The following is a 24,394-nucleotide window of genomic DNA, read 5'->3' as shown; positions in this document are numbered from 1 at the left end:
TATCATGAAATATAAACTGGTGTTAGCCGTTGCCATGCTAGTGTTTTCTCTATCTAGTCAGGCTGAACGAATTAAAGATATTGCCAATGTGCAAGGTGTGCGTAGTAACCAGTTGATTGGTTATGGCTTAGTGGTCGGTTTGCCGGGAACTGGGGAAAAAACCAGTTATACCGAGCAGACCTTTATGACTATGCTTAAAAACTTTGGGATTAATCTTCCGGACAACGTCAAACCGAAAATTAAAAACGTTGCAGTGGTAGCCGTACACGCGGATATGCCCGCCTTTATCAAACCTGGTCAAGATCTTGACGTGACGGTATCTAGCTTAGGCGAAGCCAAAAGCTTACGCGGTGGCACCTTATTACAGACCTTTTTGAAAGGGGTCGACGGTAATGTGTATGCCATAGCCCAAGGTAGTTTAGTGGTGAGTGGTTTTAGTGCCGATGGTTTAGATGGTTCAAAGGTGATTCAAAATACGCCAACTGTAGGTCGTATACCGAATGGCGCGATTGTTGAGCGTAGTGTAGCAACCCCATTTTCAACTGGCGATTATTTGACGTTTAACCTACGTCGTTCGGATTTCTCTACTGCGCAGCGCATGGCCGATGCGATCAATGATCTATTAGGTCCAGATATGGCGCGTCCTTTAGATGCGACGTCTGTTCAGGTAACGGCTCCACGTGATGTATCACAACGAGTCTCCTTTTTAGCAACGCTTGAAAACCTTGATGTTGTTCCCGCAGAGGAATCTGCCAAAGTGATCGTTAATTCACGTACTGGAACCATAGTGGTTGGGCAAAACGTACGCTTACTCCCTGCGGCGATTACCCATGGCGGCATGACTGTCACGATTGCGGAGGCGACACAGGTTTCGCAGCCTAACGCGTTGGCAAATGGTCAAACAACCGTCACGAGTAATAGTACGATCACAGCGACAGAAAGTGACCGTCGTATGTTTATGTTTAATCCAGGCACTACGCTGGATGAGCTGGTTAGAGCGGTTAACTTAGTCGGTGCAGCCCCTTCAGATGTGTTAGCAATACTTGAAGCATTAAAAGTGGCAGGAGCTTTGCATGGTGAACTTATCATCATCTAATTTCTGTCGGGAAAATCATGGAAAAGCTTTCAAGTTCATCACATTTTCTTGACCTGGGCGGGCTAGATTCACTCCGCGCCCAGGCTCAGAAAGATGAGAAGGGCGCCTTGAAAAAGGTCGCCCAACAATTTGAAGGTATTTTCGTGCAAATGCTGATGAAAAGTATGCGCGATGCCAATGCGGTTTTTCAGTCTGATAGTCCACTCAATAGCCAATACACTCAGTTTTACGAGCAGATGCGCGATCAGCAGTTATCGGTCGATTTATCTGACAAAGGTGTATTGGGCCTTGCCGATATGATGGTGCAGCAACTCTCTCCCGAAACAAGTCATTTCACGCCTGCATCGGTATTGCGTGACGATGGTGGCATGAAAATGCTCCACGACGATAAAGCGCTTAATGTGCCTATGCAGAGTTCAGCCGCTCCAGTGGTTGAACCCACAGTTGTAAATCATGGTGTGCCGGCTGCTATTGCTCGGCCTGTATTTGAACCGGATAGAGCTGAAGATGCAAATTCATCAATGGACATTGATGCGCCTAATCGTTCATTGGCTATCGATACGCCTAAGCCGAGCTGGAGTGAACAATCACTTTCAGTGGTAGAACCTGTGATTAGCGGCCAAGTTTTGCCGACGGCAGCATTTAGGGAAACCCAAAAAATTGTCAGGTTCGGTAGTCGAGAAGAATTTTTAGCTACCTTATATCCACATGCTGAAAAAGCCGCAAAAACATTAGGTACCCAACCAGAAGTATTATTGGCGCAATCGGCACTGGAAACTGGCTGGGGACAAAAAATCGTCCGCGGCAATAACGGTGCGCCGAGTCATAACCTATTCAACATTAAAGCTGATCGTCGTTGGTTAGGTGATAAGGCTAACGTCAGTACCTTAGAATTTGAGCACGGTGTTGCTGTCCAGCAAAAAGCTGACTTCCGAGTTTATAGTGATTTCGAGCATAGCTTTAACGATTTTGTGTCCTTCATTGCCGAAGGTGAACGTTATCAAGATGCGAAAAAAGTGGCCGCTTCCCCTACTCAATTCATCCGAGCTTTGCAGGATGCGGGTTATGCCACTGATCCTCGATACGCTGAAAAAGTGATTAAAGTGATGCAGTCGATCAGTGAAGAACTGAAATCAATTCTGCCAGGAGAAGACAAATGATGAATCTTACAACCCTGTTTGTTCATAGGAGTGTCAACTAATGGCCGTTGATCTACTGAATATAGCGCGAACTGGGGTGCTTGCCTCCCAGTCGCAACTGGGTGTTACCAGTAATAACATAGCTAACGCCAATACCGCTGGTTACCACAGACAAGTGGCAACCCAGTCGACTCTTGAATCGCAGCGTTTTGGCAGTAGTTTTTATGGCACAGGAACTTACGTTAATGACGTTAAGCGTATCTACAATGACTATGCCGCAAGAGAGTTACGCATTGGCCAAACAACGTTAAGTGCCGCCGAAGCCAGCTACGGTAAATTGAGTGAGCTAGATCAGCTGTTTTCACAGGTAGGTAAAGTTGTGCCACAAAGCTTGAATGACCTGTTTTCGGGGCTGAATAGTGTGGCTGATTTGCCTGCAGATTTGGGTATTCGGAGTTCGACCCTAACAAACGCACAGCAAGTTGCCAGCAGTCTTAATCAGATGCAGTCGTATTTGAATGGCCAGCTTAATCAGACCAATGACCAGATCACTGGTATGACTAAGCGTATCAATGAGATCAGTACAGAACTGGCAAATTTAAACCTAGAGTTAATGAAGTCGCCGAATCAGGATGCGCAGTTGCTTGATAAGCAAGATGCACTTGTTCAAGAGTTAAGCCAGTACGCTCAAGTGAATGTTATTCCATTAGAAAATGGTGCTAAGAGCGTAATGCTCGGTGGCTCAGTGATGTTGGTTTCTGGCGAAATTGCTATGACGATGGGAGTCCAAGCGGGTGATCCATTTCCGAATGAGCTCCAATTGACTTCAAGTATTGGTTCGCAAAGTGTCACTGTTGATCCGAGTAAACTTGGCGGTCAGTTAGGGGCCATTTTTGATTATCGTGATCAAACGTTAATTCCCGCGGGTCATGAGCTCGATCAATTAGCCTTGGGCGTGGCTGATAACTTCAATAAAATGCAAGCACAAGGTATTGACCTCAATGGACAAGTTGGTGCCAATATCTTCAAAGATATCAACGATCCTATGATGTCTTTGGGCCGTGCAGCAGGTTTTTCTGGTAATACGGGTAATGCAACGTTAGGCGTCACCATAGATGATACCAGTTTATTAACTGGTGGTGCCTACGAACTGTCATTTACCGCGCCTGCAACTTATGAACTGAGAGATTCGAAAACGGGGGCAATTACGCCACTGACGTTAAATGGCTCGACTTTATCGGGTGGATCTGGATTTTCAATTGACATAAAAGCGGGCGCTATGGCGTCTGGCGATCGTTTTGCGATACGTCCGACAGCAGGTGCTTCAAATGGCATTGAAGTGGTCATGAAAGACCCTAAAGGCATTGCCGCCGCATCCCCAAAGATTTCAGCAGATGCCGCTAACTCGGGCAATACCCAAGTGAAGTTGACTCAAATTAGCAATCGTAATGCCGCAAATTTCCCTGTAACGGGCAGTGAGTTGACGATAAAGCTCGATACCACAGTTGTGCCTCCAACCTATGAAGCATTCGACGCCGCTGGAACATCCCTTGGGGCTGCAGCCCCTTATACGCCTCCGAGTATCAGCGCTTTTGGTTTTACCTTTGAAGTTGACAGCAAAGCGGCTGCAGGCAATGACAGATTTACCTTCGATTTATCCTTCGCAGAGGGGGATAACTCTAATGCTGTCGCTATGGCTAAGTTGAGCGAAAGTAAGGTGATGAATGGGGGAAAGTCGACCCTAGCTGATGTGTTCGAGAACACTAAGCTCGAGGTAGGCAGTAAAACGAAAGCGGCTGAAGTGCGTGTTGGTTCGGCAGAGGCCGTGTATCAACAAGCTTATGCGCGAGTTGAGAGTGAGTCGGGCGTGAACTTAGATGAAGAAGCAGCAAATTTAATGCGTTTTCAGCAAGCCTATCAAGCCTCTGCGCGGATCATGACGACTGCACAGCAGATTTTTGACACCTTATTATCCTCAGTGCGTTAGGAGATTTAACTATGCGATTATCATCCGCGCAGATTTTTAATCAAAGCATTACCAGTGTGCTGCAAAAGCAAACGGCGACCAGCAAAATTCTTGACCAATTGAGCAGTGGTAAGAAAGTCAATACTGCTGGTGATGATCCTGTGGCGTCACAGGGTATCGATAATCTGAATCAGAAAAATGCACTCGTCGATCAGTTTATGAAAAATATTGACTATGCGACAAATCGTCTTGCTGTGGCAGAAAGCAAACTCGGTAGTGCTGAAGATTTAACTGGCTCTATGCGTGAGCAAGTTATGCGAGCGATAAACGGCACACTCTCAGGAACTGAGCGGCAAATGATTGCCGAAGAGATGAAAGGCAGCTTAGAAGAATTGCTCTCTATTGCCAATAGTAAGGATGAATCTGGCAATTATATGTTCTCTGGTTTCAGTACCGATAAAGAACCTTTTGCTTTTGATAACTCGACGCCGCCTAAAATAGTGTATAGCGGCGATTCTGGCGTCAAAAATAGTTTAGTACAAACGGGTGTTGCCATGGGGACAAACATCCCTGGCGATAGCGCGTTTATGAAAGCACCCAATGGACTTGGTGATTATAGCGTCAATTATTTGGCCAGCCAGCAGGGGGAGTTTAGCGTTAAAACAGCAAAAATTGCTGACGCTGCAACTTATGTGGCTGATACATATACATTTAACTTCACTGATAATGGTGCCGGTGGTACTAACTTGCAAGTGCTCGATTCTGCAAGTAATCCCGTCGCAAACGTAGTTAACTTCGATGCCACTAATCCCGTTAGTTTTAATGGTATAGAAGTTAAAATTGATGGAAAACCCAGCGCTGGCGATAGTTTCACCATGGAGCCGCAGGCCGAAGTCAGTATTTTCGATACGATCAGCAGTGCGATTGCATTAATTGAAGACCCTAATTCTGCCAACACTCCCCAAGGCCGAGCTCAGTTGGCACAGATATTGAATAACATCGATAGTGGCGTCAATCAAATTAGTTCTGCCAGAAGTGTGGCGGGGAATAATCTGAAAGTTGTCGAAAGTTACAAAGAGACTCATACCGAGGAGAAAGTGGTGAACTCATCAGCGCTATCACTCTTGGAAGATCTCGATTATGCATCAGCGATTACGGAATTTGAAAAGCAACAGCTTGCATTGAACGCAGTCTCTAGCGTGTTTAGTAAGGTGGGTTCTGTTTCCCTGTTCGACTTTATTTAACAGAAAGCAAGTACCTATCCATCTGTAAGATAAATTGTTAAAAATTTAGCCAAGCTCCAAGCCTTGGCGGTATAACTAGGAAGAGGAACTCAACATGGCTATTACAGTAAATACCAACGTGACTTCAATGAAGGCACAAAAGAATTTAAATACTTCCAGTAGCGGTTTAGCGACCTCAATGGAACGTTTATCCAGTGGTCTACGCATTAACAGTGCAAAAGACGATGCCGCTGGTCTAGCCATTTCTAACCGCTTGAACAGCCAAGTGCGCGGTTTAGATGTGGGTATGCGTAACGCAAATGATGCGATTTCAATTGCTCAAATTGCCGAAGGTGCGATGCAAGAGCAAACCAATATGTTGCAGCGTATGCGTGATTTGACTGTTCAAGCAGAAAACGGTGCGAATAGCACTGATGACTTAACCGCATTGCAAAAAGAGATGGATCAATTAGCAGAAGAAATTACTGCTATAGGTGATAGTACGGCGTTTGGTAATACCAAATTAATGACTGGTGGCTTTTCTGCGGGTAAAACCTTCCAAGTAGGGCACCAAGAAGCTGAGGATGTCACTATTTCGGTAGGGACAACTAATGCTGCAAGTTTATCTGTTAATTCGCTATCCGTAGCGACTTCAGCTGGTCGTTCAACTGCACTTGCGAATATTGATGCTGCCATTAAAACAATTGACAATCAACGAGCCAATTTAGGTGCGAAGCAAAACCGTTTGGCCTATAACATTAGTAACAGTGCTAATACTCAAGCCAACGTTGCTGATGCTAAGAGTCGTATCGTGGATGTCGATTTTGCGAAGGAAACTTCAGTTATGACTAAGAATCAAGTGTTACAACAAACGGGTTCTGCAATGCTTGCACAGGCTAACCAGTTACCTCAAGTTGCATTATCTCTTCTGGGTTAATGTTACTTGCGTGATGTTATATGAAGTGCTTTTGCCTACTTGTTCTAGAATTATCTAGAAAAGTAGGCAAAGTTTTATAGGAGTTGATATTTATGTTTATGATAATTAGAGTTATTTTTTAAAATCAAGATATTTTAAAAAATAACTCTAAAGTTAAAAAAGATACTGCCGTTAAATATACTGTAACCACTAAGACCCGCCTGGCTTAAGTAGACAGGCAAGTTCACAAGCCAGGTATAAAGAGGAAACGATCATGGCCATTACAGTAAACACAAACGTCACTTCATTAAAAGCTCAAAAGAATTTAAATACTTCCGCAGGCGGTTTGGCCACATCTATGGAACGTTTATCCAGTGGTCTGCGTATTAACAGTGCCAAAGATGACGCTGCTGGTTTAGCGATATCTAACCGACTAAACAGCCAAGTGCGTGGCCTTGATGTTGGTATGCGCAATGCTAACGATGCCATTTCAATCGCCCAGATTTCTGAAGGTGCGATGCAAGAACAGACTAACATGCTTCAACGTATGCGTGATTTGACAGTACAAGCAGAGAACGGTTCTAACAGCACTGATGATTTGACAGCATTGCAAAGTGAGATTGATGAACTGGCATTAGAAATTACAGCAATCGGTGATACAACTGCATTTGGTAGCACAAAATTACTGAATGGTGATTTCTCCGCAGGTAAGACCTTCCAAGTCGGACACCAAGAAGGTGAAGACGTTACTATTTCAGTAAAAGCAACGAATGCTGGCGCTTTATCTGTTAATAGTTTGTCTGTTGGAAGTTCTGCTGGTCGTTCAACTGCACTTGCGAATATTGATGCAGCCATTAAAACGATTGATAGTCAGCGTGCTAACTTAGGTGCTAAACAAAACCGCCTAGCATACAACATCAGTAACAGTGCTAATACTCAAGCAAACGTTGCTGATGCTAAGAGCCGAATTGTGGATGTGGATTTTGCGAAAGAAACATCACAAATGACCAAGAATCAAGTGTTACAACAAACGGGTTCTGCAATGTTGGCCCAAGCCAACCAGTTACCTCAAGTGGCCTTGTCACTGCTGTAGTTTAACGCAGAATAGTGAGAAAGTGATAAGGGAGGTTCGGTGACGGATCTCCCTTTGCCACTTTAAAGGTTAATGTAGTTTTATAGGGTAATTTTAATGTAACTATTTAAAGTTATTACTAAATTTGCTGAGGTATGGTTATGGATATCAATATAGCAAGTTCACCTTCTATGCTTCACAGTAAGGTTGATTTAGCTCAAACGCCACTAAAAGCATCTGCTCCAGATGCTGAGTTAAAGCGAAATACGGCTATTGAACAAGCTGCGGAACAAGATGTAACGAAAAATGAACAGAACCCGAGTAAGCTGGCTCAAGTTGCCACAGAGTTGTCTGATATGATGTCTATGATGCGTAAAGGTTTAGCATTTAAGGTTGATGAGAACTCTGGACAAGCTGTTGTGACTGTACTTGACCGAGATACTGGTGATGTGATTAGACAAATGCCGAGTGAAGAAGCATTAGCCTTGGCAGAAAAACTATCAGAAGTCACAGGGCTTTTGATGAAAACAGAAGCATAAATATTTGTAAGTACGTTTGATTGAGAGGTCTATATGGCATTAACAGCAACAGGCATGGGATCTGGCCTTAAAATTAGTGAAATTGTGCAAGTTTTAGTTGATGCCGAAAAAACACCGAAAGAAGCGATGTTTAATAAAACGGAAGACAGCATCAAAGCAAAAGTTTCTGCTATGGGAACCTTAAAAAGTGCGTTGTCTACGTTTCAAGATGCCTTAAAAAAACTTCAAACTGGCGATGCCCTCAATCTGCGTAAGGTTTCTGTTAGTAATCAAACTTATTTGTCAGCAACAACAGACAAAACCGCACAAGCGGGTAGCTATGGTATTAAAGTTGAGCAACTTGCGGTAAATCATAAAATTGCTGGAAAAAACGTTGCAGATCCTGGATTACCTGTAGGTGAAGGGAGCCTTGATTTTGGTATCAATGGTAAGAATTTCTCCATTGATGTTTCGGCTACCGATTCACTTGCTGCGATTGCTAAAAAAGTTAATGAATCCCCAGATAATGCGGGCGTAACTGCAACCGTTATTACCAGTGATGCAGGCAGTCGATTGGTTTTTAGTTCAGATAAGTCAGGTGAAGACAATCAAATTAGTATTACAGCTAATGACACGACTGGAACTGGACTAAATGATATGTTCGGTGCTGGTAATATCTCCACGCTTCAAGATGCTAAAAATGCAGTTGTTTATATCGATAATCAGAAAGTTACCTCACAAACTAATGAAGTTAAAAATGCTATTGCGGGGGTGACGTTAAACTTAACTGATGCTGATGTTTCTAAGACGACTACGTTAAAAATTGAACAAGATGATGATGCAGTAAAGACAAATGTGAAAGCTTTTGTCGATGCCTACAATAGTTTAGCGACTGCAGTTGATAAAATGTCGTCTTATGATAAAGAGAAAAAAACAGCAGCTGCATTACAGGGCGACTCTATGATCCGTTCTATAGAATCGCAACTCCGAAGTATATCGAGTGAACGAGTGCCAACTGATAGCGGCAGTTCGATAGCATTATATGATATTGGTATAAAAACAGATAGATATGGTAAGTTGTCTGTCGATGATACTAAACTTAATAAAGTCATCTCTGAAGATATGGCCAGTGTTGAGGCATTATTCTCGACACCAGATAAAGGGCTTGCTAATCGCTTTAATGATCTTGCTGATAGTTATGTCAAGTCTCGAGGATTAATTGCGTCACGTCAAACCGGATATACTAATCAACAAAGCCAGCTTACAGATAGAAGAGAAGCTTTCACGCTTAAAATGGATCAACTAACAGCCCGTTTAACGAAGCAATTTAATGCGATGGATCTTGTCGTTGGAAAACTAAATCAGCAGAGCAGTGGTCTTGTTGATCGTTTGAATTCGCTTCCTGGAGCTGTTAAAAAACGATAGTGAAATTATAAATGAGTAAGGGGAGTATAAGTGAAACAACTCGATGAGCTTAATGTCCTTTTGAGTGAAAATTTAAATAAACTGACTCAGCTTCCTGCTGAAGAGCCTCAATCTGACGAGTTGGTGTCGAACTTGCAAGTACTGGTTGGAGAGCGTCAAATTTTACTCAATGTATTAGTGGCTGATGCTAATATGACAGATGTTGATTATCTTCAACATCAGCTTGAACTTACTCAAGAGTACACAGGTAAAGCAAGTGTTGTTATGGCAGATAGGCAAGCATTATTACATGCAGGTAATAAGAATAAGCGCCAGATTAGTGTTTATGAGACTATAGATTTAAACAGGTAGGTGTTTATGAGAGGATCACTGCAATCGTATCGTAAGGTGTCTTTAGAGAGTGAAATTACTGTTGCGTCACCACATCGTATTATTCAGCTTATGTTTGCGGGGGCACTGCAACGTTTAGCACAAAGTCGTCTTGCGATTGAACAAAATGACTTGTCTAATAAAGGTATGTACATTGGCAAAGCTATTGGGATTATTACTGGTTTAAACAATAGCCTAGATATGGATGCTGGTGGCCAGATAGCTAGAAATTTGAGTGATTTATATGACTTTATGTTGCGTAGAATTTCTGAAGCTAACGTAAATAATGATGTGAAAGCGATTGATGATGTATGTGATATTTTACGTACTATCAAAGAAGGTTGGGATGCAATTCCTGCAGATAAACATAATATTTCTGCGCATTCTGAAGCGGGTTAATATCTTATTTCGTGATTAAAAATAGACGCACTGGTTGCGTCTTTTTTTTGGCTAAAAGTCAAAGTATTGACGTTTTAGACTAGAATCATGATGTAAATGAACTAAAATCAATTCAGTTTGGCATAAACCTCATCTGAGGCTTGCTTCTCGTCTGCTGATAATACAATATTCATCATAAGTAGTGATGGTGGCACAGATTGTTACATTGAATTTGTTAAGCTTTTACAGCAACTAATCATAAATAATTAATGCGAATTAATACATATTAGAGCTTTACGGCCTACTGAATGATGCAAACAGATCAACGAATTTTACTTATCGGCCCTCCATCAGAGCGATTAAATCGCCTGTGTTGCATTTTGGATTTTTTAGGTGAGCAATTTGTACAAATTGACACCGAAAAATTAAGTGCTAGCCTCCAAGATACCCGTTTTCGAGCTTTAGTTATCCTAACTGATGTTATGGATGCTGATGGGCTTAAAAACATCGCAGGTCAACATCCATGGCAACCTATGCTGTTGCTTGGCAATGTTGACGATCTGCAAGTGTCTAATATTCTTGGACATATAGAAGAACCTTTAACGTATCCTCAGCTCACTGAATTATTACACTTTTGCCAAGTATTCGGTCAAGTTAAACGGCCTCAAGTCCCTACTAGTGCGAATCAAACAAAGTTATTCCGAAGCTTAGTGGGACGCAGTGATGGTATTGCGAATGTGAGGCACTTGATAAATCAAGTAGCAACATCTGAGGCAACCGTGCTTGTTCTGGGTCAATCAGGTACAGGTAAAGAAGTGGTCGCCCGTAATATCCATTATTTGTCTGAGCGCCGTGACGGTCCATTTATCCCTGTTAACTGTGGTGCTATACCGCCTGAGTTATTAGAGAGTGAGCTATTTGGTCATGAAAAGGGGTCATTTACGGGGGCAATCTGTTCTCGTAAAGGCCGTTTTGAATTAGCTGAAGGTGGTACACTATTTCTCGATGAAATAGGAGACATGCCACTACAAATGCAAGTTAAATTACTCCGTGTGCTGCAAGAGCGGGTATTTGAGCGCGTTGGTGGTACTAAGACTATTAATGCTGATGTACGCGTAGTTGCTGCGACACATAGAGATTTAGAAACCATGATCAGCGTTAATGAGTTCCGTGAGGATCTTTATTACCGCCTAAACGTATTCCCGATTGAAATGCCCGCGTTGTGTGATCGCAAGGACGATGTGCCTTTGCTATTACAAGAGTTAGTTAGCCGAGTCTATAACGAAGGCCGTGGTAAGGTGCGTTTTACGCAGCGTGCGATAGAGTCGCTGAAAGAACATGCTTGGTCGGGCAACGTGCGCGAGCTGTCTAATTTAGTCGAACGCCTCACCATTTTATATCCGGGTGGACTGGTCGATGTTAACGATTTACCTGTCAAATATCGCCATATCGATGTGCCCGAATATTGTGTAGAGATGAGTGAAGAGCAACAGGAACGTGATGCTTTAGCTTCTATCTTTAGCGATGAAGAGCCGGTTGAAATCCCTGAAACGCGTTTCCCTAGTGAGCTGCCGCCTGAAGGTGTGAACCTTAAGGATTTGTTAGCAGAACTAGAAATAGACATGATACGTCAGGCGCTAGAGCTACAAGATAATGTCGTAGCTCGCGCTGCTGAAATGCTTGGAATACGCCGTACAACGCTTGTAGAAAAAATGCGTAAGTACGGAATGACCAAAGATTAGTTTTCTATTTTATTGTTATATAAGTTGTTTTAACCTCTAAAGTTCAATTTCCAATTTGGCATAGATACTGCAGTCACCCCGTCATAAGCAATTTTTTGACGGAGTGACTATGTCAGCCAACCCACTAGCGCAAATTGAGTCATTCAAGCACACTAGCAAACAATGGAACCAACTGCGTGAGGCCGCGAATATGTCCAATCGAATGGAGCATATTTTACAGGCTATGCCATCTGGCGTGGTGATTATCAATGGCGACGGTATAGTCACGGATGCCAATCCGGTAGCAGTTGAATTACTTGAGCGCTCCTTATGTGGCGTTCGCTGGATTGATGTGATCCACAGTGCCTTTGCGCCGCAGGACGATGATGGCCACGAAGTGTCACTGCGTAATGGCCGCCGCGTTAAATTAGCGATTACGCCATTGACGCCAGAGCCTGGTCAATTAATTGTGCTAACTGATCTGACTGAAACTCGGTTATTACAGAAAAATATCTCCCATCTACAACGTTTATCTGCACTGGGCAAGATGGTAGCAACTTTGGCCCATCAGGTGCGCACGCCTTTATCTGCCGCTTTGTTATATGCCTCTAATCTTGCGAGCCCTAAGTTATCTGATGCTGCTAAAGCGAAATTCCAGCAAAAACTTGTTGATAGACTCAATGAACTCGAGCGGCAGGTTAACGACATGCTATTGATGGCGAAAGGTCGTCAGGATGAACTTGGAGATCTAATCTCGTTGGCTGAGGTTATCGACAATGTTTTGGCAAATTGTGAGCCGATAGCGGCAAAGCAAGGCTGTGACTTGTTATTTGATGATGCGTCAAGCAGCTCGATGTTAGCTAATTCCAATGCATTAAGCTCGGCGATTAATAATTTAGTCATGAACAGCATAGAAGCCGGAGCAACTGAAATTCGTATCCAAGCGAAGGAAGAGGGCGAACGGTTATTATTGGACGTCATCGATAATGGTAAAGGCTTAGACGCCACTATGCAGCAGAAGGTATTTGAACCTTTCTTTACGACTAAGTCGCAGGGAACTGGGCTTGGGTTAGCCGTTGTGCAATCTGTGGTGCGCAATCATGGGGGGCAACTGCAACTCAGTTGTGTACCGAATAAAGGCTGTACTGTGTCTTTAGTATTCCCACGGGCTAAATCCGCGGTGATATTACCTTTGGAGATTACCCATGTCTGAAGCAAAGTTATTGCTCGTTGAGGATGATGCTTCATTACGTGAAGCCTTGTTGGATACCTTAATGCTGGCTCAGTATGAGTGTGTTGATGTTGCCTCCGGTGAAGACGCTATTTTAGCCTTGAAACAACATCAGTTTGATTTAGTTATTAGCGATGTGCAGATGCAAGGTATTGGTGGTTTAGGTTTATTGAACTATCTGCAGCAGCATCATCCTAAGTTGCCAGTGCTGTTGATGACGGCCTACGCGACTATTGGTAGCGCGGTGAACGCTATAAAATTAGGTGCTGTTGATTATTTAGCCAAACCTTTTGCACCAGAAGTGTTACTCAATCAAGTCTCACGCTATTTGCCATTAAAACAAAATGTGGATCAGCCCGTCGTCGCTGATGAGAAAAGTTTAGCATTATTAGCACTTGCTCAACGGGTTGCCGCCTCCGATGCCTCTGTCATGATCTTAGGTCCTAGCGGTTCGGGTAAAGAGGTTTTGGCCCGTTATATTCATCAACATAGTAGCCGTGCTAATCAAGCCTTTGTGGCCATTAACTGTGCCGCTATTCCTGAGAACATGCTCGAAGCCACCCTTTTTGGTTATGAAAAGGGTGCATTTACGGGGGCTTATCAAGCGTGTCCGGGGAAATTTGAGCAGGCTCAAGGTGGCACTTTGCTGCTCGATGAAATCTCTGAGATGGATTTAGGCTTACAAGCTAAGTTGTTGCGGGTTTTGCAAGAGCGTGAAGTTGAGCGTTTAGGTGGCCGTAAAACTATTAAATTGGATGTGCGCGTGCTTGCTACATCCAATCGTGATTTAAAGGCAGTGGTCGCCGCAGGGGGATTTAGGGAAGATCTCTACTATCGAATTAACGTATTTCCTTTAGCTTGGCCTGCGTTAAGTCAACGTCCTGCAGATATTTTACCTCTTGCGCGTCATTTACTAGCTAAACATGCTAAGGCATTGAATGTTGCCGATGTGCCTGAGTTGGATGAGAATGCGCGTCGACGTTTATTGAGTCATCGCTGGCCTGGGAACGTACGTGAACTCGACAATGTGATCCAGCGTGCTTTGATATTAAGAGCTGGTCAATTGATCACTGCCAATGACATTATTATCGATGCGCAGGATGTGATTTTAAGCGGTGAAGATCTAGAACCATTTTCTTCTGAGCCAGACGGTTTAGGTGAAGAGCTCAAAGCTCAAGAACATGTGATTATTTTAGAGACCCTTAATCAATGCCAAGGAAGTCGTAAGTTAGTCGCCGAAAAGCTAGGAATTAGCGCACGAACCCTAAGATACAAGATGGCAAGGATGCGTGATATGGGGATCCAACTGCCAAATTAGTCTATAAATTCAAGTTATCATCTCGCAGCCTCCACATTGAGTGTGAGGCTGTATTTATTAAAATACACAACCGTAAAAGTGGCTCATTTCATCCCAAATCCTTAGATATTGACATCTTCTTATCCCGTCAATTTATTATCAATCACGACCATCTGAAAACTTGGCCGTTATTTTGCATTGTCCCGTTATCGGTATTTTGATCGTCAAGAATTCGACGACTGGGAGCTCAGCATGCAAATAGGCGCAAATTCATTCCTGCAGGAAATGCAGAAACTCCAAGGCGAAATAACGCCGTCGTTTGGCGTTCAGCCAAATATCATGCAGCAAGTGAATAACACCAGTGGTGCAGACTTCGGTCAGTTGCTATCGCAAGCCGTAGGCAATGTCAGCGGCTTACAGTCCGCATCGTCAAACCTCGCGACACGTTTAGAGATGGGTGATACTACCGTTTCTTTATCGGACACTGTGATTGCCCGTGAGAAAGCGAGTGTTGCTTTCGAGGCGACAGTGCAAGTGCGTAATAAGCTTGTCGAAGCCTACAAAGAAATAATGAGCATGCCTGTCTAGGCCAGTGAATAACCCAATTAGCAGGTACGAATCGTGAGTACAGAAATGATTGTCGGATCCAATTCCGGTTTAGCTGACCAAGGTGTCCAGCAAGAACATAAGTCAGGAATGATGGGAAATCTTGGCGGTGTCGATATGATGCGCCAAGTGACTATGATTTTAGCCTTAGCGATTTGTTTAGCCTTGGCGGTATTTGTCATGCTGTGGGCGCAGGAGCCAGAGTATCGTCCATTGGGTAAAATGGAAACTCAGGAAATGGTTCAAGTGCTAGATGTACTTGATAAAAATAAAGTTAAGTACCAAATCGACGTGGACGTTATTAAAGTTCCTGAAGATAAATATCAAGAAGTCAAAATGATGTTGAGTCGTGCAGGTATCGACAGTCCTGCGGCCAACCAAGATTTTTTGAATAAAGACAGTGGCTTTGGTGTCAGCCAACGCATGGAACAGGCTCGTCTTAAGCATAGCCAAGAAGAAAACCTCGCCCGTGCGATAGAGCAACTACAAAGTGTCAGCCGTGCCAAAGTCATTCTTGCGTTACCTAAAGAAAACGTCTTCGCCCGCAATGCCTCTAAACCGAGTGCAACTGTGGTGATCAATACCCGTCGCGGTGGCTTAGGCCAAGGTGAAGTCGATGCTATCGTCGATATTGTTGCTTCTGCAGTACAAGGTTTAGAACCATCAAGGGTGACGGTAACAGACTCTAACGGCCGTTTATTGAACTCTGGCAGCCAAGATGGCGCCTCTGCAACGGCTCGACGTGAACTTGAATTAGTACAGCAAAAAGAAGCTGAATATCGCACTAAGATTGAATCGATTCTGGTGCCAATTTTAGGTCCTGATAATTTTACCTCTCAAGTCGACGTCAGTATGGATTTTACTGCGGTTGAGCAAACATCAAAGCGTTTTAACCCTGATTTACCGGCACTGCGCAGTGAAATGACAGTTGAAAATAACACCACTGGCGGCTCTTCTGGTGGGATCCCTGGCGCGTTATCCAATCAACCGCCAATGGAGTCTAATATTCCAGAAGATGCAACAAAAGCGGCAGAATCAGCAACGGCTGCAGCAGGTAATTCGCACCGCGAAGCGACCCGTAACTTTGAATTAGATACCACCATTAGCCATACCCGCCAGCAAGTTGGTGCAGTGCGCCGTATTAGTGTGTCAGTCGCGGTGGACTTTAAACCTGGTGCCGCTGGAGAAAATGGTCAAGTAGCCCGTGTTGCCCGTACCGAACAAGAACTGACCAATATCCGTCGTTTGCTTGAAGGCGCGGTTGGTTTTAGCTCACAACGGGGTGATGTGCTGGAAGTGGTAACTGTTCCCTTTATGGATCAATTGGTTGAAGATTTACCCGCACCTGAACTTTGGGAGCAACCTTGGTTTTGGCGTGCGATTAAGCTTGGTATTGGTGCGCTAGTGATTTTGGTGCTGATTTTAGCTGTGGTACGTCCTATGCTGAAACGCTTAATCTATCCTGACAGTGTGAATATGCCTGAGGATGGCAGATTAGGTAATGAATTAGCAGAAATTGAGGACCAATATGCGGCTGATACGCTAGGGATGCTCAATACTCAAGAGGCGGAATACAGTTATGCTGACGATGGCTCAATTCATATCCCTAATCTTCACAAAGATGATGATATGATTAAAGCTATCCGTGCGCTCGTGGCGAATGAGCCTGAGCTCTCTACTCAAGTCGTGAAAAACTGGTTACAAGACAATGGCTGAGAATAAAACGAAAGAAGTGGCTCCTGCGGCCGCACCTGCCTTTAATATCAAAGATATTAGTGGCGTTGAAAAGACCGCTATTTTACTCCTCAGTTTGAGTGAGGCTGATGCTGCATCCATTTTAAAACACTTAGAGCCGAAGCAAGTGCAAAAAGTGGGTATGGCCATGGCGGCAATGGATGAGTTTGGTCAGGAAAAAGTTATCGGGGTACATAAGCTGTTTCTTGATGATATTCAAAAGTATTCTTCAATTGGTTTCAACAGCGAAGAGTTCGTCCGTAAAGCCTTAACCGCCGCGCTGGGTGAAGATAAAGCGGGTAATCTGATTGAACAGATTATCATGGGCAGTGGCGCTAAAGGTTTGGACTCGTTGAAGTGGATGGATGCGCGCCAAGTGGCGACCATTATTCAAAACGAACATCCACAGATCCAAACCATTGTTTTGTCTTATCTAGAACCCGATCAAGCGGCGGAAATTTTTGGTCAATTCCCTGAGAATACCCGCTTAGACTTGATGATGCGTATTGCAAATCTTGAAGAAGTGCAGCCTGCAGCACTGCAAGAGTTGAACGACATCATGGAGAAACAGTTTGCCGGTCAAGGTGGCGCCCAGGCCGCAAAAATGGGTGGCTTAAAAGCGGCCGCCAACATAATGAACTACTTAGATACGGGTATCGAAAGTCAGTTGATGGAAACCATGCGCGAGTCTGATGAAGAAATGGCGCAGCAAATCCAAGATTTGATGTTTGTATTTGAAAACTTAATCGATGTCGATGACCGCGGTATTCAAGCCCTGTTGCGTGAAGTGCAGCAAGATGTACTGATGAAGGCGCTCAAAGGCACTGATGATCAACTGAAAGAAAAAATCTTGGGTAACATGTCAAAACGTGCCGCTGAATTGTTGCGTGATGACCTTGAAGCCATGGGCCCAATCCGTATCAGTGAAGTGGAAGTCGCACAAAAAGAAATCCTGTCTATTGCTCGTCGCTTAAGTGACAGCGGCGAAATCATGTTAGGCGGCGGTGGTGGCGATGAGTTCCTCTAATCCGAGCGACAATAAATTGTTGAATAAGGTCTTGAGCGAAGGAGATGTCGAATTTAGTCACTGGGCGCTGCCAGATGTGACTGAAGCCGATGATGATTCTATCTCAAATCTGTTCGGCCATTCTAATCATCAAGCCACTAAGTCGACTACTGTGGAAAGTGTTTCTCCACCGACTATGGCTGAGATTGAAGACATTCGCGCCCAAGCCGAAGAAGAAGGCTTTAGCGAAGGTAAGCTGCAAGGGTATGAGCAAGGGCTAGAAAAAGGACGTTTAGAAGGGTTAGAGCAGGGCCATACTGAAGGGCTCGCCCAAGGGCATGAGCAAGGATTAGAAACCGGTTTAGCCCAAGCAAAAATATTGCTCTCGCGTTTTGAAACCTTATTAGCCCAATTTGAAAAACCATTGCAATTGCTCGATGGCGATATTGAACTTTCGCTACTGAACCTGAGTATGACATTAGCGAAATCTGTCATTGGCCACGAATTAAAAACTCATCCTGAACAAGTGCTTTCGGCATTGCGCTTAGGTATAGAATCGCTGCCGATAAAAGAGCAAACGGTCACAATCCGCTTGCATCCTGACGATGTTATTTTAGTCGAACAACTTTATTCCAGCGCTCAATTGACCCGCAGTAAGTGGGAACTTGAAGTTGACCCTTCCTTAAGCCCTGGTGACTGTATTCTCAGTAGTCATCGTTCTTTAGTCGATTTGACCCTCGCATCGCGTATTGATGCTGTGTTTGAGTCCTTACGGAACCAACATGCTCACTTAAGTGATAAGCAGCGTCAACTGCAAGAGGCGATAGAGGTTGAAGATACCGCAAAACACGTTGCGGCTTCTGAGGCTGTGGGAACAGAGCTTGATGATCAGGTTGTCGATACGGTTTCTCAACATGCTGAGGATATACAATCTGCCTCAAACACAGGTGAGCAATTAGAGGCAAAATCAGATGCAAAATCGGCAACATCAACTGCTGAATAGGCTTAATCATCATCAGGGTAAGGTGCCGCCATTTCGCGCAGTGGCCAGTGGTCAACTGGTGCGTGTTGTTGGCTTAACGTTAGAAGCAAGCGGTTGCCGTGCGCCTGTGGGCAGCTTATGTTCGATTGAAACCATGGCGGGCGAGTTAATCGCCGAGGTGGTCGGGTTTGATGGCGAACTATTATATTTAATGCCCATTGAAGAATTACGTGGTGTATTGCCCGGTGCGCGGGTTGTGCCTTTGGGGGAACAAACTGGACTCAATGTTGGTTTATCCCTGCTAGGACGCGTACTCGATGGTAACGGCGTGCCTTTAGATGGTTTAGGCGCGTTGCAAACCGACCAACAAGCGCCAAGACATAGCGCTGCCATTAATCCTTTATCTCGCCGTGCCATTACTGAACCGCTGGACGTTGGCGTTCGCGCTATCAACGCTATGCTGACCGTGGGCAAAGGCCAACGTATGGGCTTGTTTGCGGGCTCAGGTGTCGGTAAGAGTGTGCTCTTAGGTATGATGACTCGCGGTACTACCGCCGACATTATTGTGGTTGGGCTAGTGGGTGAGCGTGGCCGGGAAGTGAAAGAGTTTATTGAGGAAATTCTTGGTGAGAAAGGTCGAGCGCGTTCAGTCGTCGTTGCTGCGCCTGCGGATACATCGCCTCTGATGCGCCTTCGCGCCTGTGAAACCTCTACTCGTATTGCCGAATACTTCCGCGATTTAGGCTATAACGTTTTATTGCTTATGGACAGTTTAACGCGCTACGCCCAAGCGCAGCGTGAAATTGCTTTGGCTGTGGGTGAACCGCCTGCGACTAAAGGTTATCCGCCTTCTGTGTTTGCAAAATTGCCACGTTTAGTTGAGCGCGCCGGAAATGGTGGCCCTGGGCAAGGTTCAATTACGGCATTTTATACTGTGTTGACGGAAGGAGACGATCAACAGGATCCCATTGCCGATGCTTCGCGGGCGATCCTTGATGGTCACATTGTCTTGTCACGTTCGCTTGCGGATTCGGGGCACTATCCTGCGATTGATATTGAAGCTTCTATTAGCCGAGTCGCGCCTATGGTGATTTCCAATGAACATTTGGAGGCGATGCGCCGCGTGAAACAAACCTATTCTTTGTATCAGCAAAATCGAGATTTGATTTCTATTGGGGCCTATGCCCAAGGAAGCGATCCGCGCATTGATAATGCGATACGACTGCAGCCAGCAATGAATGCTTTTTTGCGACAAACCATGCGTGATGCATTTAGCTTTGCCGATAGCCAAGTCATGCTTGGGCAACTTGCTGCACAGTGCAAATAATGGCGTCATCGAATTAATCGAGGTCTAGTATGGCTAACGCCGATCCCTTGTTGTTAGTGTTAAAGCTTGCTAATGATGCCGAAGAACAAGCGGCTTTATTGTTAAAATCGGCGCAGTTAGAGTGTCAAAAACGGTTGAATCAACTCAGTGCTCTGAATAACTATCGCTTAGAATACATGAAGCAAATGCAATCCCAGCAAGGTCAAGCCATCAGTGCTAGTCACTATCACCAGTTTCACCGTTTTATTCGTCAGATCGATGACGCAATTATCCAGCAAAATCGCGTCGTAGCCGACGGTGAAAAGCAAAAAGAATATCGACAACAACATTGGTTGGAAAAGCAAAAAAAACGTAAGGCAGTAGAATTACTCTTAGCCAGTAAAGAGAAGAAGCGTCAAGTGGTTGAACAAAAAAGGGAGCAAAAAATGACCGATGAATTTGCTTCCCAGCAATTTTATCGCCGTCATCAACGTTAGTGAAATGATAGGCATATTTACTGCTCGCTAGCCGGATAGGCTCTTTAGTTTTTTTGTATTGATGGCATAAGCATCAATTTGACACCTCCCAGAGTTAATTCTTTTCGATATGCTGTCGTAAAACCTGATGTGTTGGCATCTTATTTGCTTTGATTTAGTCCATGACCCTGCAACCGCAGTGTTTAATTGACGTTTCTACCTAGCCATTTTCTTTTTTTGCTGGGTGATGTTTGGGAGCACTTATGCAACAAATGACCAATATCCTGTTAAGTAAAACAGGCAACTCTGCGGCCAATTCCGCTAAGACATCTTCCCAAGAGTCTAATAATGAAGACTTTTCATCTACACTTGCGTCAGTCACCGCTAGCTCATTTTCTATTTCTGCGTCTAAAAAAACCATTGCTAACATTGATGATACTGTGCAGGTTACCTCTGCTGATAAAGTAAAAGATGACGATATATCAACTGATGACGCCGACGTAAATCTCATTTTTGCCCAAATTAGCATGGCAAATGATATGAAGAAAACGGCATCAGATGGAGATAGTTTGCCGCTAGCATTTTTAAATGCTGAAGAAGATATAACTGGTGAAGAAAATATTGATACTTCATCAGCTTTATTAACCGGCTCAGCATTGGCATCTACTGTTTCTGCTGAGATTGAACTGGCATCAGATATAGATGAAGCGGGTTTTTCTGCTGAATTACAAAAGTTAGTTTCTACTAGCCCAGATATGGCAGCAATTTTAATCGTAGATGATGTGAAACCATCATCTTTGACTGATAAGTCACTCGTACAAATTCTCCCCATAGACCCAAATATACTTGAAGTGTCAGCGGATAGTGATGCTGTGATTGATCCAAATTTGACCGATGACGCTTCAGAATTACCTTTAGAAGACACTGAGCTTGTCTCTGCCACTGAAGTCGGGGTGAGTATAGATGAGTCTTTAGTTGAGAATGAGGTCACACTTAATGCTGTGATTAATCAAGCGGGCTTAGCGAACAGTGCAACGATAAAGTCGGCAACCAACACTGCGGCAAAAGCAACGACTAGTAGCTCGACAGTGAATAGTCCCAATACGGCTAATATCGCGACCTCGGGAAATACTTTCGACCTGAATACCTTAGGCTCTTCAACTTCATCTGAACCATTAGATACAACATCTGTAACAGAAAGTGATCTTGATGGGAGTCCCAATTCCGATTTGGCTGCTAACCTATTACTGAAAGATGCTAAATTAACGGTTGCGATGGATATTCCCAGAGACGAAAGTTTTATGGATGATAGTAATACTTTCTCAGAACTTAAGTCGACATCATCCATACAGACACTCTCGATGTCACAATTAAATCGCCAAGAAACCATGCAAGTTCAGCTGTCATTGCGTCAAGGAGTAGAACAGCAAAACCAAATGCAGGAGATGATCCAACGATTTTCACCTGTGATGAAGCAGCAATTGATTACTATGGTGAGTCAAGGCATCCAACATGCGGAAATCCGGCTCGATCCACCTGAACTTGGACATATGTTGGTAAAAATCCAAGTGCATGGCGACCAAACCCAAGTACAGTTTCATGTTACTCAGCCGCAAACGCGCGATCTGGTTGAACAAGCTATGCCAAGATTACGTGAGTTATTGCAAGAGCAAGGGATGCAGTTGGCTGACAGCCATGTTTCTCAAGGCGATCAAGGTGAGCGTCGGGAAGGTAGTTTCGGTGATGGCGGCAGTTCAAATGCGGCTGATATGGATGAAATCTCGGCAGAAGAGTTACATTTAGGTTTAAATCAAGCGATTAGTGTAACTTCAGGTATAGATTATTACGCTTAAGCAGGTAACCTATAGCAATGACTGACATAATTACGTTTCAAATAAAACAGTAATGAGTTTCCGCCTAAATTAAAGAGAATAGTGATGGCTAAGGAAGAATCGTTAGAACTTGAAAGTACTGCAGAGCCTAAGAGTAAGAAGAAACTATTTATTTTTGCTGGTGTGGGCGTTTTAGTCGCGCTGTTAATCGGTGGCGGTGTCTGGTTCTTTATGGGAAGCAGTACCGAAGAGGTTCCCGCCGTAGCAGCAGATAGTGCTGTTCAGGCTGAAGTACCAGCATCAGGAGAAGTAGCTACCGCATCATACGTGCCTATGCCACGTCCTTTCTTATTCAACTTACCTGGGCCTGATAGGGCTCGTTTAGTTGAGATTAAAGTGCAGCTGATGGTGCGTGGTACCGATGATGATGTGCTAACACAAAAACATATTCCGCTGATTGAAGATGCGCTTTTAACGACCTTTAGTGGTGCAGATGTGCAAAAGCTCAGCACGCAAGCGGGGAAAGATGAGTTACGGCAGTTAGCACTTTTGAGTGTGCAAAATACTCTACAGTCAGTAACTGGGCGTAAGGTTGTCGAGAAAGTACTATTTACCGGTTTTGTAATGCAATAATCCTTTAACTTCAGCACCAAAAGAGGCGAAGGCAATATAGTGAGTGATTTATTAAGCCAAGACGAAATTGATGCGCTATTGCACGGGGTTGATGACGTTGATGATGACGAAATTGACGCTGTTGGAGAAGATGCCCGTTCCTACGATTTCTCTTCCCAAGATCGAATAGTTCGTGGGCGTATGCCGACGCTGGAAATCGTGAATGAGCGTTTTGCGCGCCATTTGCGCATCAGCATGTTTAATATGATGCGCCGAGCGGCCGAAGTGTCGATCAACGGTGTACAGATGCTCAAGTTTGGTGAGTACGTACATACGCTTTTTGTTCCTACTAGCTTGAATATGGTGCGTTTTAGCCCACTCAAAGGCACAGCATTGATCACCATGGAAGCGCGACTGGTATTTATCCTGGTGGATAACTTCTTTGGTGGCGATGGGCGTTTCCATGCCAAGATTGAAGGGCGAGAATTTACACCGACAGAAAGACGAATCGTACAGTTACTGCTTAAGATTATATTCGAAGATTATAAAGATGCTTGGGCGCCCGTAATGGATGTTGAGTTTGATTATTTGGACTCTGAAGTCAACCCCGCCATGGCGAACATTGTTAGTCCTACCGAAGTTGTGGTGATTAATTCATTCCATATTGAAGTCGATGGAGGCGGTGGTGATTTTCACATCACTATGCCTTACTCCATGATTGAACCTATCCGAGAGTTACTCGATGCGGGTGTGCAAAGTGACAAGCAAGATACTGATATGCGTTGGTCACAGGCATTGCACGATGAAATCATGGATGTGAAGGTCGGGTTCGATGCCAATATTGTTGAACATGAATTAACGCTCAAAGAGGTCATGAATTTTAAAGCGGGCGATATTATTCCGATTGAGTTACCCGAGTTTATCATGATGAAAATCGAGGATTTACCGACATATCGTTGTAAAATGGGCCGTTCTAGAGATAACCTAGCGCTTAAAATATGTGAGAAAATCCCTCGGCCAGAGACAGTTAAATCTGAGCTGCAATTGGTGACGCGTAAGGGTAAATCTCGTGATATATCAGAATTATAAGGTGAAGTAAGATGAGCACAGACGATACGGATGATTGGGCTGCAGCAATGGCAGAACAAGCGTTAGAAGAAGCCAACGCAATTGAACTCGATGAGCTGGTTGATGATTCAAGACCTATTTCTAAGGCTGAAGCGGCTAAGTTAGATACAATTTTAGATATTCCTGTCACCATTTCGATGGAAGTGGGCCGTAGCTATATTAGTATTCGAAACTTATTACAACTTAACCAAGGTTCTGTGGTTGAGTTAGATAGAGTCGCAGGTGAACCGTTAGATGTGATGGTCAATGGCACGCTTATCGCTCACGGTGAAGTGGTGGTGGTAAACGATAAATTCGGTATTCGCTTAACGGATGTGATCAGTCAAACTGAGCGAATTAAAAAGCTTAAATAATTCGAGAT

Annotated in this window: 23 protein-coding genes; all 23 read left to right on the top strand. The window is 44.1% G+C overall.

Going from position 1 to position 24,394, the window contains the following annotated elements; translation table 11 throughout:
* Positions 1–4 precede the first annotated feature (4 nt).
* The 23 genes from L5L91_RS03860 to fliN all read left to right on the top strand — a co-directional run bounded on the left by L5L91_RS03860 (position 5) and on the right by fliN (position 24,386).
* A complete protein-coding gene (locus L5L91_RS03860; RefSeq protein ID WP_263162236.1) occupies positions 5–1,096 on the top strand; it encodes a flagellar basal body P-ring protein FlgI in 1,092 nt (363 codons plus the stop codon).
* Between the two features lie 17 nt (positions 1,097–1,113).
* Positions 1,114–2,256 carry a flagellar assembly peptidoglycan hydrolase FlgJ gene (flgJ, locus tag L5L91_RS03855; RefSeq protein ID WP_028761202.1) on the top strand — a complete coding sequence of 381 codons (1,143 nt, stop codon included), beginning with the start codon at positions 1,114–1,116 and terminating at the stop codon, positions 2,254–2,256.
* 40 nt (positions 2,257–2,296) lie between these two features.
* Entirely contained in the window at positions 2,297–4,222 is a 1,926-nt protein-coding gene (flgK, locus tag L5L91_RS03850) for a flagellar hook-associated protein FlgK (RefSeq protein WP_263162239.1), read from the top strand.
* A gap of 11 nt (positions 4,223–4,233) precedes the next feature.
* Entirely contained in the window at positions 4,234–5,445 is a 1,212-nt protein-coding gene (gene flgL / locus L5L91_RS03845) for a flagellar hook-associated protein FlgL (protein WP_198572631.1), read from the top strand.
* 94 nt (positions 5,446–5,539) lie between these two features.
* Positions 5,540–6,361 carry a flagellin gene (locus L5L91_RS03840; RefSeq protein ID WP_028761199.1) on the top strand — a complete coding sequence of 274 codons (822 nt, stop codon included), beginning with the start codon at positions 5,540–5,542 and terminating at the stop codon, positions 6,359–6,361.
* Between the two features lie 253 nt (positions 6,362–6,614).
* Positions 6,615–7,433: a flagellin gene (locus tag L5L91_RS03835; protein WP_131523080.1), complete on the top strand. Its 819-nt coding sequence runs from the start codon at positions 6,615–6,617 to the stop codon at positions 7,431–7,433.
* Between the two features lie 140 nt (positions 7,434–7,573).
* Positions 7,574–7,951 carry a flagellar protein FlaG gene (locus L5L91_RS03830; RefSeq protein WP_131523081.1) on the top strand — a complete coding sequence of 126 codons (378 nt, stop codon included), beginning with the start codon at positions 7,574–7,576 and terminating at the stop codon, positions 7,949–7,951.
* Between the two features lie 33 nt (positions 7,952–7,984).
* Positions 7,985–9,355, top strand: a complete 1,371-nt coding sequence (gene fliD / locus L5L91_RS03825) for a flagellar filament capping protein FliD (RefSeq protein WP_173243786.1) — start codon at positions 7,985–7,987, stop codon at positions 9,353–9,355.
* A 30-nt stretch (positions 9,356–9,385) separates the two neighbouring features.
* Positions 9,386–9,706 carry a flagella biosynthesis chaperone for FliD, FliT gene (locus L5L91_RS03820; protein WP_263162246.1) on the top strand — a complete coding sequence of 107 codons (321 nt, stop codon included), beginning with the start codon at positions 9,386–9,388 and terminating at the stop codon, positions 9,704–9,706.
* 6 nt (positions 9,707–9,712) lie between these two features.
* The gene (fliS, locus tag L5L91_RS03815; protein ID WP_028761195.1) at positions 9,713–10,123 is read left to right on the top strand and encodes a flagellar export chaperone FliS; all 411 of its coding nucleotides are present in this window, start codon (positions 9,713–9,715) and stop codon (positions 10,121–10,123) included.
* Positions 10,124–10,410: 287 nt separating this feature from the next.
* The gene (locus L5L91_RS03810) at positions 10,411–11,844 is read left to right on the top strand and encodes a sigma-54 dependent transcriptional regulator (protein ID WP_105251936.1); all 1,434 of its coding nucleotides are present in this window, start codon (positions 10,411–10,413) and stop codon (positions 11,842–11,844) included.
* A gap of 109 nt (positions 11,845–11,953) precedes the next feature.
* Positions 11,954–13,036 (top strand): sensor histidine kinase, encoded by a 1,083-nt coding sequence (locus L5L91_RS03805; protein WP_113939465.1) that lies wholly within the window; start codon positions 11,954–11,956, stop codon positions 13,034–13,036.
* The gene (locus L5L91_RS03800; protein WP_173243795.1) at positions 13,029–14,372 is read left to right on the top strand and encodes a sigma-54-dependent transcriptional regulator; all 1,344 of its coding nucleotides are present in this window, start codon (positions 13,029–13,031) and stop codon (positions 14,370–14,372) included. The genes L5L91_RS03805 and L5L91_RS03800 overlap by 8 nt, the downstream gene beginning before the upstream one ends.
* Positions 14,373–14,603: 231 nt before the next feature.
* Positions 14,604–14,939 carry a flagellar hook-basal body complex protein FliE gene (gene fliE / locus L5L91_RS03795; RefSeq protein ID WP_028761191.1) on the top strand — a complete coding sequence of 112 codons (336 nt, stop codon included), beginning with the start codon at positions 14,604–14,606 and terminating at the stop codon, positions 14,937–14,939.
* A gap of 45 nt (positions 14,940–14,984) precedes the next feature.
* Positions 14,985–16,673 (top strand): flagellar basal-body MS-ring/collar protein FliF, encoded by a 1,689-nt coding sequence (gene fliF / locus L5L91_RS03790; RefSeq protein WP_028761190.1) that lies wholly within the window; start codon positions 14,985–14,987, stop codon positions 16,671–16,673.
* Positions 16,666–17,718, top strand: coding sequence for a flagellar motor switch protein FliG (gene fliG / locus L5L91_RS03785; protein ID WP_028761189.1), 1,053 nt, complete (start codon positions 16,666–16,668; stop codon positions 17,716–17,718). Before fliF ends, fliG begins: the two co-directional genes overlap by 8 nt.
* On the top strand, positions 17,705–18,700 hold the full coding sequence (gene fliH / locus L5L91_RS03780) for a flagellar assembly protein FliH (RefSeq protein WP_263162250.1): 996 nt from the start codon (positions 17,705–17,707) through the stop codon (positions 18,698–18,700). Before fliG ends, fliH begins: the two co-directional genes overlap by 14 nt.
* A complete protein-coding gene (gene fliI, locus L5L91_RS03775) occupies positions 18,669–20,006 on the top strand; it encodes a flagellar protein export ATPase FliI (protein WP_028761187.1) in 1,338 nt (445 codons plus the stop codon). The genes fliH and fliI overlap by 32 nt, the downstream gene beginning before the upstream one ends.
* Before the next feature lie 29 nt (positions 20,007–20,035).
* A complete protein-coding gene (gene fliJ / locus L5L91_RS03770; protein ID WP_028761186.1) occupies positions 20,036–20,482 on the top strand; it encodes a flagellar export protein FliJ in 447 nt (148 codons plus the stop codon).
* 242 nt (positions 20,483–20,724) lie between these two features.
* Positions 20,725–22,314: a flagellar hook-length control protein FliK gene (locus L5L91_RS03765; protein ID WP_263162253.1), complete on the top strand. Its 1,590-nt coding sequence runs from the start codon at positions 20,725–20,727 to the stop codon at positions 22,312–22,314.
* Between the two features lie 84 nt (positions 22,315–22,398).
* Entirely contained in the window at positions 22,399–22,926 is a 528-nt protein-coding gene (gene fliL, locus L5L91_RS03760; protein ID WP_263162256.1) for a flagellar basal body-associated protein FliL, read from the top strand.
* 39 nt (positions 22,927–22,965) lie between these two features.
* Positions 22,966–23,994 (top strand): flagellar motor switch protein FliM, encoded by a 1,029-nt coding sequence (gene fliM, locus L5L91_RS03755; RefSeq protein ID WP_105251943.1) that lies wholly within the window; start codon positions 22,966–22,968, stop codon positions 23,992–23,994.
* Between the two features lie 11 nt (positions 23,995–24,005).
* Entirely contained in the window at positions 24,006–24,386 is a 381-nt protein-coding gene (gene fliN, locus L5L91_RS03750) for a flagellar motor switch protein FliN (protein ID WP_028761182.1), read from the top strand.
* Positions 24,387–24,394: the final 8 nt, after the last annotated feature.

Source organism: Shewanella sp. SM55 (assembly GCF_025654025.1).
Taxonomy (GTDB): Bacteria; Pseudomonadota; Gammaproteobacteria; order Enterobacterales; family Shewanellaceae; genus Shewanella; species Shewanella oncorhynchi.
This window is presented reverse-complemented; position numbering and strand designations above follow the sequence as displayed.